At 66.7% G+C, this 15,043-nt stretch carries 16 protein-coding genes and 1 tRNA gene; 7 read left to right on the top strand and 10 right to left on the bottom strand.

The window, feature by feature from the left end; all coding sequences use genetic code 11:
- Positions 1 to 66 precede the first annotated feature (66 nt).
- From MJ603_RS17545 to MJ603_RS17555, 3 genes are all read right to left on the bottom strand, one after another.
- Positions 67 to 139: transfer RNA gene (locus tag MJ603_RS17545), tRNA-Arg, on the bottom strand.
- A 228-nt stretch (positions 140 to 367) separates the two neighbouring features.
- The gene (locus MJ603_RS17550; RefSeq protein WP_243065056.1) at positions 368 to 826 is read right to left on the bottom strand and encodes an HIT family protein; all 459 of its coding nucleotides are present in this window, start codon (positions 824 to 826) and stop codon (positions 368 to 370) included.
- 11 nt (positions 827 to 837) lie between these two features.
- The gene (locus MJ603_RS17555; protein WP_243065057.1) at positions 838 to 1,596 is read right to left on the bottom strand and encodes a dienelactone hydrolase family protein; all 759 of its coding nucleotides are present in this window, start codon (positions 1,594 to 1,596) and stop codon (positions 838 to 840) included.
- A gap of 2 nt (positions 1,597 to 1,598) precedes the next feature.
- Here MJ603_RS17555 and MJ603_RS17560 point away from each other — a divergent pair, with 2 nt between their 5' ends.
- Entirely contained in the window at positions 1,599 to 1,973 is a 375-nt protein-coding gene (locus MJ603_RS17560; protein ID WP_374230960.1) for a GNAT family N-acetyltransferase, read from the top strand.
- Between the two features lie 9 nt (positions 1,974 to 1,982).
- Here MJ603_RS17560 and MJ603_RS17565 read toward each other — a convergent pair whose 3' ends face one another.
- Positions 1,983 to 2,666, bottom strand: coding sequence for a hypothetical protein (locus tag MJ603_RS17565; protein WP_243065059.1), 684 nt, complete (start codon positions 2,664 to 2,666; stop codon positions 1,983 to 1,985).
- A gap of 70 nt (positions 2,667 to 2,736) precedes the next feature.
- Between MJ603_RS17565 and MJ603_RS17570 the strand changes: the two genes are divergently transcribed.
- On the top strand, positions 2,737 to 3,921 hold the full coding sequence (locus MJ603_RS17570; protein WP_243065060.1) for an acetyl-CoA C-acyltransferase: 1,185 nt from the start codon (positions 2,737 to 2,739) through the stop codon (positions 3,919 to 3,921).
- A gap of 41 nt (positions 3,922 to 3,962) precedes the next feature.
- Here the strand turns inward: MJ603_RS17570 and MJ603_RS17575 are convergent, their stop codons facing one another.
- From MJ603_RS17575 to MJ603_RS17590, 4 genes are all read right to left on the bottom strand, one after another.
- Positions 3,963 to 5,003 carry a serine hydrolase gene (locus tag MJ603_RS17575; protein ID WP_243065061.1) on the bottom strand — a complete coding sequence of 347 codons (1,041 nt, stop codon included), beginning with the start codon at positions 5,001 to 5,003 and terminating at the stop codon, positions 3,963 to 3,965.
- A 9-nt stretch (positions 5,004 to 5,012) separates the two neighbouring features.
- Entirely contained in the window at positions 5,013 to 5,534 is a 522-nt protein-coding gene (locus MJ603_RS17580; RefSeq protein ID WP_243065062.1) for a DinB family protein, read from the bottom strand.
- Positions 5,535 to 5,635: 101 nt separating this feature from the next.
- Complete coding sequence (locus tag MJ603_RS17585; RefSeq protein ID WP_243065063.1) at positions 5,636 to 7,024, bottom strand: FAD-binding oxidoreductase; 1,389 nt, start codon at positions 7,022 to 7,024, stop codon at positions 5,636 to 5,638.
- Positions 7,025 to 7,240: 216 nt separating this feature from the next.
- Positions 7,241 to 7,894 (bottom strand): fasciclin domain-containing protein, encoded by a 654-nt coding sequence (locus tag MJ603_RS17590; protein ID WP_243065064.1) that lies wholly within the window; start codon positions 7,892 to 7,894, stop codon positions 7,241 to 7,243.
- Positions 7,895 to 8,113: 219 nt separating this feature from the next.
- Here MJ603_RS17590 and MJ603_RS17595 point away from each other — a divergent pair, with 219 nt between their 5' ends.
- On the top strand, positions 8,114 to 9,823 hold the full coding sequence (locus MJ603_RS17595; RefSeq protein ID WP_308220616.1) for a cytochrome c biogenesis protein DipZ: 1,710 nt from the start codon (positions 8,114 to 8,116) through the stop codon (positions 9,821 to 9,823).
- 31 nt (positions 9,824 to 9,854) lie between these two features.
- Here MJ603_RS17595 and MJ603_RS17600 read toward each other — a convergent pair whose 3' ends face one another.
- Complete coding sequence (locus MJ603_RS17600; protein WP_243065065.1) at positions 9,855 to 10,661, bottom strand: anti-sigma factor domain-containing protein; 807 nt, start codon at positions 10,659 to 10,661, stop codon at positions 9,855 to 9,857.
- Entirely contained in the window at positions 10,658 to 11,248 is a 591-nt protein-coding gene (gene sigK, locus MJ603_RS17605; RefSeq protein WP_243065066.1) for an ECF RNA polymerase sigma factor SigK, read from the bottom strand. The genes MJ603_RS17600 and sigK overlap by 4 nt, the downstream gene beginning before the upstream one ends.
- Positions 11,249 to 11,383: 135 nt before the next feature.
- On the opposite strand from sigK, the gene MJ603_RS17610 reads away from it, so the two are divergent.
- The 4 genes from MJ603_RS17610 (at position 11,384) to MJ603_RS17625 (ending at position 15,018) form a co-directional block, all read left to right on the top strand.
- Positions 11,384 to 11,797: a DUF4383 domain-containing protein gene (locus tag MJ603_RS17610; protein ID WP_243065067.1), complete on the top strand. Its 414-nt coding sequence runs from the start codon at positions 11,384 to 11,386 to the stop codon at positions 11,795 to 11,797.
- A gap of 26 nt (positions 11,798 to 11,823) precedes the next feature.
- The gene (locus MJ603_RS17615) at positions 11,824 to 12,345 is read left to right on the top strand and encodes a hypothetical protein (protein WP_243065068.1); all 522 of its coding nucleotides are present in this window, start codon (positions 11,824 to 11,826) and stop codon (positions 12,343 to 12,345) included.
- Positions 12,346 to 12,425: 80 nt separating this feature from the next.
- Complete coding sequence (locus tag MJ603_RS17620) at positions 12,426 to 12,953, top strand: methylated-DNA--[protein]-cysteine S-methyltransferase (RefSeq protein WP_243065069.1); 528 nt, start codon at positions 12,426 to 12,428, stop codon at positions 12,951 to 12,953.
- A 256-nt stretch (positions 12,954 to 13,209) separates the two neighbouring features.
- The gene (locus MJ603_RS17625; protein WP_243065070.1) at positions 13,210 to 15,018 is read left to right on the top strand and encodes an MFS transporter; all 1,809 of its coding nucleotides are present in this window, start codon (positions 13,210 to 13,212) and stop codon (positions 15,016 to 15,018) included.
- The last annotated feature ends 25 nt before the right edge of the window (positions 15,019 to 15,043 follow it).

Here is a 15,043-nt window from a genome sequence, read left to right on the forward strand (position 1 = left end):
CTCTCGCTCATGAACGTCTCCCATGTCGCGACTCAGATGTCACCTATGTCGCGACTCAAGACAGTGTGCGCCCGAAGGGATTCGAACCCCCAACCTTCTGATCCGTAGTCAGATGCTCTATCCGTTGAGCTACGGGCGCGACTGCTGTTGCTCTCGAGCCAGGGCTCAGTGATCAACCTGACGACTATATCAGGCCGCGCGGCGCCCTTTGAAATCGGCCGGTTCCTCGCAACGCCTGCCCGTCCGCGCGCTCAAGGCGAACGACCGTGTTGGATTTCGGAGATTCACAGCGATCCCCGGCGCGTCCGCCTGCTGGGGCGGCGTGGCGACGCAAATCTCCGAGATCCGGCACGCGACAAGATACCTCTCAACCGACAGCGAGGGCGGCACGGATGCGGGCGGCGACGGCATCCGCCTCCTCGGGGGACGCGTAGGCGTGGCGCGGGCCCAGCCAGAAGCGCAGGCCGTCGTCTCGGTGCCGCGGTATGAGGTGCAGATGCAGATGCGGCACCGACTGCGAGACGACGTTGTTGACGATGAGAAGGCTGCCGTCGGCATCCGTCGCCGCCTCGACCGCACGCTGCAGCGCCTGCGACGTGCGCACCCACGGGTCGGCGAGCTCGACCGGCAGCTCGTCGTACGTCTGCACGTGAACCGTCGGCACCATCAGCACGTGTCCGGGGAACACCGGATGCGCGTCGAGGAACGCGACGAAGTCATCCGATCTGAAGACTTCGCGGGCGGGTGTCGCGCCGGTGACGATGTCGCAAAATACGCATTTTGCAACAGTGCCTCGCGGCGAATATGCCGCCCTCGACTCGGCCATCGACGAGCGCCTTACGCGAAGATCTCGTCGAAGAAGTCGAGTTGCGCACGCCAGCTGCGGGCATCCGCCAGCGGACGATACTTCTCGCCTGGCACCGTGAACGCATGAGGCGCACCGCTGTAGATGACGGTCTGCCAGTCGAGGCCGGGTACGGCGCGCAGTTCGTCCTGGAAGGCGTGGAGGTCGTCGTCGCTCACCACCGGGTCGACGCCGCCGGTGAGGATGAGCAGCTTGGCGCGGATGGCATCCGCATCGCTCGGGTCGTGCGTGATCAGGCGGCCGTGGAACGAGACGACGCCGCGGATGTCGGCCCCCGTTCGCGCGAACTCGAGCGCTGCCGATCCGCCGAAGCAGTACCCGATGACGGCGATGCGGGTCTCGTCCACCTGCGGCAGCTCGATCAGCGTGTCGTACGCGGCCTGCACGCGGGCGCGCATCAGGGGAAGATCACCGTAGTACTTGCCGACGAGCGTCGATGCGGTCTCAGGCGTCGGCCGCTCGGCCGCGCCGTAGATGTCGGCGGCGAACGCGACGTATCCGAGCCGCGCGAGCATCTGGGCGCGCACCTCGACGTTCGGTCCGACTCCCAGCCAGTCGTGCACGATCAGGATGCCCGGCCGCGGCTCGTTCGCCGCCGCGTCGTGCGAGACGTATCCCTCGAGCTCCGTGCCGTCGTGACCGTAGGTGATGGGCGAGCTCTCGATCTTCGCGCCATGCGGAAGCGGCACGTGGGCAAGGAGCTCATCGTGGGCGGCAGAGAATTCGGGCATCGGTGCTCCTTCGGATCGGGGTCGACGCTCACGTTACGCCGGAGCGCTCGGGGCAACCCGCCTACCCTGAAACCATGGCCGAGGAATACGCACACGAACCGGATGCCCACCGCTACGTGCTGCGCTCCGCCGGTCAGATCGCGAGCGTGGTCGACTACACCGTGCTCGGCGACTCGATCTCGATGACCCGCACGTTCACGAATCCGAACCTGCGCGGACGCGGCCTTGCCGCCAAGATCGTGCAATTCGCAGTCGACGACGTGGAGAAGAACACGAAATACCACGTCGTTCCGATGTGCTGGTACGTGGCGCAATGGTTCGACGAGCATCCGGAGCGGGCCGATCTGCTGAAGCCGCGTCAGGCATCCGCGAGCTAGGCGACGGGTTCATCCTTGGACTCGCTTCGCTCGCTCAGGGAGCTGATTGGCGATGAGACCGAGCGCGAGGCCCAGCAGCATCGAGACGCCGTGAGCGTCACCCGCGATGACGAGCACGATTCCGATCGCGGATGCCAGTGCTGCACTCACCCGCACCACGATCGTTCCGACCCGTGATGGTGCCGCCGCATCGCGCGTGCCGATCAGCAGTGCCACGCCGAAGACGCTGAAGATCAGCCCGTCGGAGGCGAAGGATGACCCGCCTCCGGTCTGTCCCCACGCGACCGCCAGCAGATTGAGAACGATGGACGGCACCAGGAACAGTGCGAGGGTGAGCCACTGCCCCCAGACCCGTCCACCCCAGATCCACGAGCCGAAGACGAGCACGAGCGTGACGACGATGAGGTTGAAGACCGCGGCGACCTCTCCCCCGTCTTGAGCGAGCAACGCGGTCAGGATGCGCCACCACTGACCCTGGGCGAGTGTCGCGTGGGGGTCGCGGGCGAGGGCATCCGTGAGCTGAGGGAAGACCGGCTGCAGCAACGACGGCACGCCGACGACCACTGTGACCACAAGCGCGAGCCAGGGGAACGGGCGGGTGGCGGGGAGCATCCGGATGCCCGTGTTCACGAACAGGGCGAGCACCACCAGGTCGCAGATGATGCTGAGCAGGCTCTCGCCGGACGTGTCCACGTCTCGAGTATCGCGCTCGACCAGCGACCGCGCGGCTATTCTCGGAACGGCACGACGAAGGAGTACGACCATGTCGAACACGTCAGGGCGCCAGGCGCTCATCGCGAGCTACGCTCGCACCCCGTTCCTCAAGTTCAACGGCGGATTCGCCGCGGTTCCCGCCGTCGACCTCGGTGCCGCAGCGGTGCGCGCAGCACTCGACCGGGCGGGCATCGCCCCCGATCGCGTCGACATCGTGCAGGGCGCACAGGTGGTGCAGGCCGCGGCCGGGCAGAACCCGGCGCGGCAGTCGGCGGCGGGAGCGGGCATCCCGCTGACAGTTCCGGCCATCACCCTGAACGCCGTGTGCCTCTCCGGAACGCTGGCCGTCGCCGCCGCCGCGAGGTTGATCGAGGACGGCGATGCCGACATCGTCGTGGTCGTCGGGCAGGAGTCCATGTCGCTGGCCCCGCACGCCTGGTCCGGATCGCGCGCCGGTGCCAAATACGGCGCCATCGAATTCGTCGACACGCTCGAACGCGACGGGCTGTCGGACGCCTTCGAACACATCTCGATGGGCGCCTCGACGGAGAAGTACAACGGCATCCTCGGCATCACGCGCGAGGAACAGGATGCCTACGCGGCCACCTCGCACCAGCGGGTGGCGGCATCCGTCGACTTTCTGGCCGGCGAGATCGCGCCGTTCGACGTTCCGGGGCGCAAGGGTTCGACCACCTACTCGGCCGACGACGGCGTGCGCGCCGACACGACGGCGGAATCCTTGTCGACGCTGCGCCCCGCGTTTGCGAGCGACGGCACGATCACCGCGGGCAACTCGTCGCAGATCACCGACGGCGCGGCCGCGCTCGTGATCGTCGGGGACGACGTCGAGCTGTCCGTGACACCGCTCGCGCGCATCGTCTCGCAGTCGTTCGTCGCCGGACCGGACACCTCGCTGCACTCTCAGCCATCGCACGCGATCGCCGCGGCGCTGAAGAAGGCGGGGATCGAGGCATCCGCTCTGGCCGCGGTCGAGATCAACGAGGCGTTCGCCGCCGTCGCAGTGCACTCGACGCGAGAGCTGGGCGTCGAGCCCTCGATCGTGAACGAGCACGGAGGGGCGATCGCGCTGGGGCATCCGCTCGGGGCATCAGGTGCGCGCATCGTCGGCACGCTCGCGCGGCGGCTGCAGGCTGCAGGCTCGGGCAGCGTCGGAGCGGCCGGTCTCTGCGGAGGCGGCGGCCAGGGCGCCGCGATCGTGCTCGAGGCGGTGTAGCCGCCTTCGACTCGCTTCGCTCGCTCAGGGAACTCGGGAGGTCAGGCGGCGAGCGCGTCGCCGACCCGGCGGCGTAGCTCGGGAACGCCGCTATCGAACCAGCGGGACGGATGCACGCGGTTCGTCAGCAGCGTCCATGCCCGGCCGGCGGCGAAGTCGATCCAGACGCCCGTCCCGGTGAAGCCGGTGTGGCCGATCGTCTCGGGGCTGCAGGCATCCCCGCCCGACCACCCCTCGTAGCGGTGCTCCCAGCCATAGGTGCGCTGGGCATCCACCGCCGTGCGCATCAGTGCTATCGATTCCGCGGACGCCGCGGTCCCGTCGAGCAGCCCGCGCGCGTAGCCCAGCACGGATGCCGCCGTGCCGAACAGCCCGGCGTGCCCGGCGCCCTGCAGCGCGGCCGCGTTCTCGTCGTGGACGGTGCCGACGAGCATCCGTCTGCGCCACGGGCAGTACTCGGTCGCGGCTGCCTGCTCGGGATCGGCTGACCAGGCGAACCCCTCGCCGGCATCCAGCTCGCGGATGTGCGCGCCGGCCAGTCGCTCGAGCACGAATCCGAGCAGCATGAAGTTGAGGTCGGAGTACACCGGGTCGCCGTGCGGCCAGTCGCGCTGGATCACGAATGCGCGCAGCTGATCCGGGTCGGTTCCGTACGTGTAGATCGGCCACGTCGCGGGCAGACCGCTGCCGTGTGTGAGGCAGTCGCGCAGCGTGATGCGGCGTTGCCAGGCATCCGGATCGAACTGCCGCAGCTCGGGCAGCACCGCGATGATCGGGGCGTCGAGGTCGAGGATGCCCGAGCTCGCGGCATCCAGAATGCGCGGCGTCGTGAAGATCACCTTCGTCAGCGACGCGAGGTCGAACCACGTGTCGATCGTCATCGGCCGCTCGACGGGCTCGCGTTGCGCGAGCCCCACCGCGCGAGACTGCATGCCAGCGGCGAAGCCGCGGGTACTACCCGCAGTCTCGCCGCTGGCATGCAGTCTCGCGGAAGTCTTGTCGTCGACGCCGAGCACGGCTCCCGGGATGCGGCCGGCATCCACCCATTCGGTCACGACGTCGAGTGCTGCTTCGAATCCCACACCGGCACACTATTCCCCGGTCTCGCCGTCGGTGAGTTCGCGGGCGATGTCGAGATGACCGAGATGCCGCGAGTACTCCTGCAGCACGTAGACCAAGATCCAGCGGAGCGTCGGCACCGGGCTGTCGCCCCCGGCGGCGAATCGGCCACCGACACTGGACCGTTCATTCAGGTCGTGCGCGTTCACGATGCCGGCGGTGGTGTCACCGGCCACCTGCAGAGCTGCGAGCACGCTCTCGACGGTGGCCGAGGCATCCACTCGCCATGACTCGGTGTCGTCCGAGTCGCGATACGGATCCTCGAGCTCGTCACCGAGGAACCCCCACTGCAGCCAGCGGCGTTCCATCGACGACAGGTGCCACGCGAGTTCGAGCATCGACCAGCCGGACGGGACCACGGATGCCCGCGCATCCGCCTCCGAAAGCCCTCGGAGCTTTCGCTCCACCACTCCGCGGTCGTACGCGAGGAATCCGACGAGAATGTCCTTCTCGTCGGCGAGCTCACGGCCCGGCTTGTGCACCCGATCGCCCATGCCGACCAGCGTATTCCGTCGCTGCCGCCGATCGAGAAGAACGCGAGGGCACGCGCAGCGAGACCCGAACCCGCTGGTCGAGCAGCGAGGAGGCCGGGGGTCTACTTGTGGCCGGATACCGCGTCGGCCAGGCGCGCGATCGGCGAGGTGCCCGTGCTGCCGCGATCCTCCGCACGGTCGGCGAACCCGTACGCCTTGTACAGCCCGTTCACCGCGATGAAGCGCAGCGGTTCGATCTCCCAGTTGCGTACCCGGTGTCCCACCCACGGCAGATCGGTGATCGCGGTATCGCGCTCCACGATGAGGTCGGCCAGCGTGCGGCCGGCGAGGTTGGTGGCAGTGACGCCGGTGCCGACGTATCCGCCGGCCCATGCCAGTCCGGATGCCCGATCGAGTCCCACGGTCGCCGACCAGTCCCGCGGCACCCCGAGCACGCCCGACCACGCCCGTTCGACGCGTACGTCGCCCAGCACGGGGAAGAACCGCACGAGCAGTTCGCGCAGCGACCGTACCGTCACATCCGGCGTGGTGCCGTCCTCGTCGAATCGGGATCCCCAGTGGTACGGCACGCCCCGCCCGCCGAACGCGATGCGGCCATCGGCCGTGCGCTGCGCGTACATGTAGACGTGAGCGAGGTCGCCGAGGGTGTCGCGATTCGCCCAGCCGATGGCATCCCACTGGCCGTCGGACAGCGGCTCGGTGACGATCAGCGACGAGTTCAACGGGACCCACGAGCGGTGTGCGCCGGGCATTCGCGCCGTGAACCCTTCCGTAGCGCGCACGACGACGTCGGCGTCGACGGATCCGTGCGCGGTGACGGCGCGCGCCGCGCGGCCGTCGCTGCGCGGCTCGATGTCGCTGACCTTCGTTCCCTCGTAGACCTCGACGCCGAGCGCTTCGACGACGGCCGCGAGTCCGCGCACGAGCTTCGCCGGCTGGATGCGCGCGCAGTGCGGCTGCCACAGCCCACCGACCGTGTTCGACACGGCGATGCGAGCGGATGCCTGCGCAGCGTCGAGCAGTTCGGCGCCGACATCCGTCCAGCCGGCTTCGCTCTCCGCCCACTCGTTCAACCGGCCGAGCTGGGCCGCGTTGCGCGCCACGTTCAGCTCCCCGCCGAGCACGATGTCGGCGTCGATGCCTTCCGCCTCGGCGACGCGCACGACCTCGTGCACCGACGCGGTCATCGCCGACTGCATCGCCTGCGCGCCCTCGCGACCGTGCGTCGCGAGGTACTGCTCGCGACCGCCCGTGACGGAGTTGGTCAGCCATCCGCCATTGCGACCGGATGCCCCGAACCCGGCGAACCGCTGCTCCAGCACCACGACCCGTAGCGACGGTTGCGCCTTCTTCAGGTAGTAGGCGGTCCAGAGACCGGTGAATCCGGCGCCGACGATGCAGACATCCGCTCGGATGTCGCCCTTGAGGGAGGGGAGCGGCTCAGGCGCCGGTATCTGCGAGTACCAGAACGAGACGGATGCGTGCGACACAGTCGCAGACTAGCGACGGCCACGCGCCGCGCTTCCCGGACCGAGGCAAGTCCGCACGCGTTGGCGACGGGCGCGGTGCTTTCAGACGATTTCACCCGGACCACGCACGCGAAGATGTGCCATACGGAGACTGTGGTTTCCGTATGGCACATCGTGAAAGACGCGGCGTGGGGCTGATTCCGAGAAGTTCAGTCGTCGCGGGATCTTCTCGTCGAATCAGCTGGCCGGCGGCATGAGCACGGTGTCGATGAGATAGACGGTTGCGTTCGCGGTGTGCACGCCACCGCACACGACGGCCGCGTTGTTCACCTTCATGTCGCTACCGCTACCGCTGACCGTGAGGTCCTGACCCTCCACCGTGGCATGAGTGCCGTCGATGGCATCGGGAGCGATCTGGCCCGGCACCACGTGATAGGTCAGCACCTTCTTCAGGGTGGCAGCTCCCGCCGGGGTGCCCAGCGTGGCGACCGTCGCGGCGTCAAGCTTGGCGAACGCCGAGTCGACCGGAGCGAAAACCGTGAACTGGCTTCCGTCGAGGGTGTCGACAAGGTTCACATCGCTGTTCAGCTTGCCGGAGACTGCCTTCACCAGGGTGGTGAGCATCGGATTGTTGGATGCCGCGACCGCAACCGGATCTTGAGACATTCCCTTGATCGAACCGGCGCCGCTCGGTACCTGCTTGGCGTACGCGGCACATCCTGGTCCCACCAGATCGGCCGCCGGGTTCGCGGATGCCGACGCGCTGGGTTTGGCGTCCTTGGTCGTGCTTCCCTGGGCGGAACCGGTCCCGCTGCCGGTACATCCGGCCAACCCGAGTACCGCGATCGCCGCGATACCGACGGCTACGGTGGTGTGCTTCATGATTCGCATCGGAATCTCCTTCATCCGCTGGACTTCTGCCGGGCCACGGCTCTGCGGCCCTCACACACTTGTTCGGAGCGTCCGCGCATCCGGTTTGGATCCGATGGAGATTCGTCTGGCGCGATCGACGCGTCTATGACGGGCATTCGGCCCAGCTCAATCCGTTGAAGCCGTCCGCACCGAATACCGGCCGACATCGACACAGACATCGACACGCAGGAGGCCGACTTGTACCTGACGCTCGCGCTCATAGGATTCCTCGGCGGCCTGATCACCGGCATCTCGCCCTGCATCCTGCCCGTCTTGCCAGTGATCTTCTTCTCAGGCGGCGTGCAGTCGTCGACGGCCGCGATCGCCGCCCCCGTTTCGCGGTGGCGGCCCTACCAGGTGATCCTCGGCCTCGTGGTCAGCTTCAGCGTGTTCACGCTTCTCGGATCCCTGCTGCTCGCACTGCTGCACCTGCCGCAGGATGTGTTGCGCTACGCCGGCATCGCCGTGCTCCTGCTGATCGGCGTCGGCCTGATCGTTCCCAGGTTCGAGGCGATTCTGGAAAAGCCGTTCTCGTGGATTCCGCAGCGCAACGTCGGAACGAACCGGGGTGGATTCGTGCTCGGGATCGCTCTCGGTGCCGTGTACGTTCCCTGTGCCGGCCCCGTTCTGGCGGCGATCACGGTTGCGGGCTCGACCGGGAGGATCGGCCCGGAGACCATCGTGCTCACGTTGACGTTCGCGATCGGGGCCGCCATCCCGCTGCTGATCTTCGCTCTGGCCGGGCGCGGAGTTGCGAATCGGGTGCGGTCGTTCCGCAAATACCAGAAGGGCATCCGTCTGACCGGCGGTGTTCTGATGATCGCGCTCGCGGTAGCGCTCGCCCTCAATCTCCCGCAACTGCTTCAGACGCTCGTGCCCGACTACACCGCAAGCCTGCAGAACGGCTTCTCCAACTCGAAACAGGTGTCGAAGGCTCTCGATCTGGGCGGCATCGTCAACGACCAGAACAAGAATCTCTCGAAGTGTCGCAATGATGCGACCTCGTTGGAGTCGTGCGGCACGGCGCCTGACATCACCGGCATCCAGCAGTGGTTCAACACGCCGGGCGATCGGGCCGTCACGTTGAAGAGCCTGCGTGGAAAGGTCGTGCTGGTCGACTTCTGGGCGTACTCCTGCATCAACTGCCAACGTTCGGTGCCGCACGTCGTCGCATGGAACAAGGCCTACGCGAAAGACGGTCTGCAAGTGATCGGCATCCACTCGCCCGAGTACGCGTTCGAGAAGGTGGTCGGCGATGTGAAAGCGGGAGCGAACCGACTCGGCATCACATACCCGGTAGCGATCGACAACAACCTTTCCACCTGGACCAACTATCGCAACCGCTACTGGCCGGCGCACTATCTCATCGACGCGAAGGGCGTCGTGCGCAATGTGCAGTTCGGAGAAGGAGACTACGCGTCGACCGAGGCGATGATCCGCACACTGCTGAAGGACGCCCATCCCGGGGTACATCTGCCGCCGGCCACCAACGTCAAGGACACCACCCCCACGACATCGACAACGGCCGAGACCTATCTCGGCACGACCAAGCAGGTGAACTACAGCGGTCAGCAGGCGTACTCGGCCAAGACCACCGCATTCACGCTGCCGTCGTCCCAGCCGAAGAACACCTTCGCCCTCGACGGTCGGTGGTCCCTGCACGACCAGTACGCGCAGCCTCGCGCCGACGATGCGCGCATCCGTCTGGCATACACCGCCTCGCGTGTGCAGATGGTGCTCGGGGGTAGCGGCACGGTGACCGTGCGAGACGGCGCCAGCACCAGGACCGTCCACGTGTCAGGGGTGCCGAGGGAGTACACGGCTCACGCGCAGGGGACCTCATCGAGCGGCACGCTCATCGCCTCGGTCTCACCGGGCGTCGAGGTGTACTCCTTCACGTTCGGATGACGAGGGCTCGACCGGCTCCGCGGGCGAGGCTTCAGCTGACGATCGTGACGACCGGTTCGGTCGTCGGCTGCCGCGAACCGCCGGCGGGTTCGACGGTCAAGCCGATGGTGTCGCCCTTCTGCAGGGAGCCCTTCAGTACCTGCCATTCGCCGGACATCAAGCCGGCCGACGTGGCGGCGCCATCGCGGATGTACCAGAGCTGATAGGTGCGACCAGCGGGCGCGGGCTTCACGCCGCTGACGATCATGGCGGATCTGTCGAGCGATTCCGACCAGACGAGCGTTGCTGTTCCACCGCCTCGGACAGTGCTCGTGGCACGCTGCGCATCAGGCGCCGACGTGATGTTCGCGAGTGCATCGGCCTGCGTGCTCACGACGGAATGCTGCGAGACGTTGAAGCCGACGATCGAACCGCCGGCGAAGATCACGACTGCCGCGGCGGCTGCAGCGGCGATGACAACACCTCGCCGAGACCAGCGCACACCTGCACGTCGCTCGGCGGGAGTCCGAGGAGAAGCGTCTGGGCTGGAAGGAGTGTCGAAGGCGTGAGCGGTATCCGTCCGGTCCACTGCCGATGGCGCCTTCTGCGGCGTGATGGCTATCTGCTCCATGAGCCGCGCTTTGAGATCGGGCGACGGCTCTGCCGTAGGCGGTGCTGCGTTGAGGGCGGCAGCGACGTCGCCGAATTCCTCCCGCTCGCGAGCGGCATCTTGCGAACCATGGGCGAGACGCTCGTAACGAGCACGCTCGTCGGGCGTGAGTGAACCGAGTGCGTACCCCGCGGCCAGATCACGCACATCTCCCGCGCCATCTCGACGGAGATCCTTCTGCTCGCTCATGTCCTCACCCCCAACTCATCTCTCAGCCGAATCATGCCATCGCGTAACCGAGTCTTGACCGTGCCGACGGGAACCGCGAGCAACTCCGCGACTTCCGTATGCGTGTACCCGCCGTCGTAGGCCAACGCGATCGCTTGACGTTGCACGTCGGTCAGTCGTTCCATCGCGCGCGACACTCGCTCTCGCTCCACCGAGATCTCTGCGATATCGGCGACATCGTCTTCCACCCGATAGTCGCGAATGCCTATCCGCAGATCCCGGTCGCGGGCCGCCTGCGCTGACCGAATGCGGTCGATCGCTCGCCGCTTCGCCATCGTCATGATCCATCCGATCGCTCGACCTTTATTCGGATCGAACGTCGGCGCGGATTGCCATACCTCGAGGAGCACGTCTTGCATGACCTCTTCCGACTGCGCCCTGTCGATCAGCAATCGCTGAATACTCCCCAGCACCCTCGATGCGACGGCGTCGTAGAGCTCGCCGAAAGCCGCCTGGTCTCCCGCTGCGACACGCAGCAGAAGAGTCTGGACGGCGTCGACGGAGTCGGACGTCTCGTCGGTCGGGTCGGAATGCACAAGTTCAAGCATCGCAGGTGACCAGACTCCCGGGGCCGGCGGACATTCGTTCGCCGGAATCCAGATGAGCCAAATCCGTCTTCGCCCGTTCTCCGAATCATCTGCACAGGCGAACATCTTCGCCACCGATTGCTAGGAGGCATCCCCATGAAGTCATCCCCGAATCGCATCGTCGCGACGATATTCGGCGCCGTCTACCTGCTGGTGGGTCTGCTCGGTTTCTTCGTGACATCCGGCGTCGGCTTCGTCGCGACCCACGGCGGCCTGCTGCTGGGCATCTTCGAGGTGAACCCGCTGCACAACGTCGCCCACCTGATCATCGGCGCCGCTCTACTCATCGCAGGTCTGACATCCGTCATTGCCGCGAAGACAGTGGACATCGTGATCGGCGCGGCCTATCTTCTGCTCGGGATCGTGGGCTTCTTCATTGCCAACACCCCGGCCAACGTGCTCGCGCTGAACACACCCGACCACTTCCTCCATCTCGCAAGCGCGCTCGTGCTGCTTGCCGTGGGGCTGAGCACCGACCGCTCGCAGAGCCGCAGCGCGGCCGTGGCTTGACCGACGGCGTGACGGACATGCGGGACATGACCCGAACGTGGCCGGCGCTCTGCGCGCTCGGCGCCGGCCTCGTTCACCTCGCGATCTCAGCTTCGTCGCCATGGTGGTGGTCCTTGGCGTTGATCTCGATCGGTGCCCTCGAGGTGGCGTGGTCGCTGATGTATCTGATCCGAGGCACGCCCGTCATGCCACGTGGCATGCTCGCCGTCTCGCTGTCGCCGGTCGCCGTGCTCGGATCGTTGGTCGTAGTCGGTCTCATGACGCAACACGCGTCTGCGATGACGATGCACACCGGGATCACAGCAGCACTGACCGTGCCGGTCCTCTCGTTCACCGCGGCGACGGTGCTCGATCTCGTCGTGGCCGGTTCCTGCGCCGTGCACCTGCGCAGGAACCGCACCGCGGCGCCGGCGCCGATACACCAACCGGGCCCCGTACGGGCGATCACAGGCATTCTCCTCGGTGCAGCGCTCGTCGCCCTCATCACGGTGCCGGCACTGGGATCCACCGATGTCGGACACAAAGCGAGCATGCACATGACGATGTGACCGTCACACTGCGAATCTCACGTTCCCCCGCTCCCGAACGTCTACACAATGAAGACGCACCACTAATAGAGGAGTCGGCCATGGGCATCCGTCACGCCACCGTCACTGCACCGCAGATCGCCGAAGAGATCGGCGAGCTCACGATCGTCGCCGACGGCGACGCCGTCACGGGCATCTACTATCCGGGGCACTGGACCAAACCGGATCGCTCGGCGTTCGGGGACGAGGTGGACGCTGCATCCGACCCGGCGATCGCCGAGGCCGTGCTGCAGTTGCGGGACTACCTGAACGGCGAGCGCACGTCGTTGGACTTCGCGACACATGCAGAGGGCAGCGACTTCGAGCAGAGCGTGTGGAAGGTTCTGCGTGAGATTCCGTACGGCGAGACCGTCACGTACGGCGAGATCGCCGAGCAGCTCGGTGACCGGTCGCTCGCTCGCATCGTCGGCCAGGCTGTCGGGCACAATCCCCTGTCGATCGTGGTGGCGTGCCATCGCGTGGTCGGTGCGACCGGGAGCCTCACCGGCTACGCCGGCGGGCTGCGGCGCAAGGAGTTCCTGCTCGGGCTCGAGGGCGCGCTGCCGGATGCCCCGCCGCCGCTGTTCTGACCTCACTCCCGCCAGCGCGCACCCGTCGCTCAGGCGCGCACGCGGCCTCACTCTGTTCGATGCCGTTTGAACAATGTTCGCGTCTTGCCGCTAGCATCTACCTGCATCTCGTGATGACGGCCGCGTTCGCTGGCCGCCTCGAGACGCGATGGAAGACATCGCAGAGTCGCGATCGACGTTCGGGCAGCGCAACGCGCCTGCCCGGTTGCCGTGCTCGCGTTCTCTCGCGCGCGAGCGCGGATGAGGGAGACGAAGAGTGAGCAAGGCACAGACACCGCCGGTTCGAACCGGAATGTTCAACAAGGACCACCCGCACTACCGCTGGATCGTCCTCAGCAACACCACCCTTGGCATGCTGATGGCCACGATCAACGGTTCGATCGTGCTGATCTCGCTGCCCGCCATCTTCACCGGCATCAAGCTCAACCCGCTCGAACCGGGCAACGTGAGCTACCTGCTGTGGATCCTGATGGGCTACATCCTCGTCACGGCCGTGCTGGTGATGACGTTCGGTCGCCTCGGCGACATGTACGGCAGGGTGCGCATCTACAACATCGGCTTCATCATCTTCACGCTGGCCGCGATCGCTCTCGTGTTCGACCCGTTCACGTCCGGCGCCGGGGCGATGTGGCTCGTCGTCTGGCGCATCGTGCAGGCCGTCGGCGGCTCGATGATCTTCGCCAACTCGACGGCGATCTTGACGGATGCCTTCCCCTCCGACAAGCGCGGCATGGCGATCGGCATCAACCAGATCGCCGCCATCGCAGGAACGTTCCTCGGCCTGATCCTCGGTGGCGTGCTGGCATCCGTCGACTGGCACGCGGTCTTCGCCGTGAGCATCCCCGTCGGCATCGTCGGCACGATCTGGTCGTACAGGTCGCTGCACGAGGTGGGAGCCACCAACAAGGGACGCATCGACTGGTGGGGCAACGTGCTGTTCGCGGTCGGGCTCATCTCGGTGCTGACCGGCGTGACCTATGGCATCCAGCCTTATGGCAACAGCTCGACGGGATGGTTCAACCCGCTCGTTCTCTCGGCGATCATCGGCGGTGTGATCGTGCTCGTCGTCTTCGTGTTCGTCGAGCTCAGGGTCAAGGATCCGCTGTTCAACGTGCGGCTGTTCAGCATCCGCACGTTCGCGTGGGGAAACCTGGCCGGCCTGCTCGCCTCGATCGGCCGAGGCGGCCTTCAGTTCATGCTGATCATCTGGCTGCAGGGCATCTGGCTGCCGCTACACGGCTACTCGTTCGAGTCGACACCGTTCTGGGCGGGCATCTACATGCTCCCGCTGACGATCGGATTCCTCGCGTCCGGCCCGCTCGCCGGCATCATCTCCGACCGCATCGGCGCGCGCATGCTGTCGTTCGTCGGCCTGCTGCTGGTCGCCGTCACGTTCGTCGGCCTCTTGTTCTTGCCCGTCAACTTCGAGTACTGGACGTTCGCCGTCGTCACGTTCCTGAACGGCGTCGGCTCGGGCATGTTCGCCGCGCCGAACAGAACGGCGATCATGAACTCAGTGCCCGCGAATCAGCGAGGCGCGGCATCCGGTATGACAGGCACGTTCCAGAACGCGGGCAACTCGCTCTCGATCGGCGTGTTCTTCTCCCTGATGATCGCCGGCCTCGCGAACACGTTGCCGCAGACGATGCGGGACGGCCTCACGGCGCACGGTGTCAGCCACGCGGTCGCCGGGCAGATCGCGAACACCCCGCCGGTCGGAAGCCTGTTCGCTGCCTTCCTCGGCTACAACCCGATCGCGTCGCTGCTGAAGCCGACGGGCGCGCTCGACACGCTCTCGTCGTCGCAGGTCTCGACGCTGACGGGCAAGGAGTTCTTCCCCCAGCTCATCTCCGGCCCGTTCCACGCCGGACTGATCATCGTGTTCGTGACCGCCGCGATCCTGTCGGTGGTCGGGGCCATCGCCTCGCTGGCGATGGGCGGCAAGTACGTGCACGTGGACGAGCCGGTGACGGTTCCGGCCGGTGCGGGCTCGAGCAACACCGCCTCGACGGATGCCGGCTACGACGCCCCCGCGACCGGCGCGATCGAGCTCAGCGACGTCTGACCCTGCTTGCTCGCCGGCTCGATCG

Origin of the sequence: Humibacter sp. RRB41, assembly GCF_022761015.1 — a bacterium.
In the GTDB taxonomy this organism is placed as follows: domain Bacteria; phylum Actinomycetota; class Actinomycetes; order Actinomycetales; family Microbacteriaceae; genus Humibacter.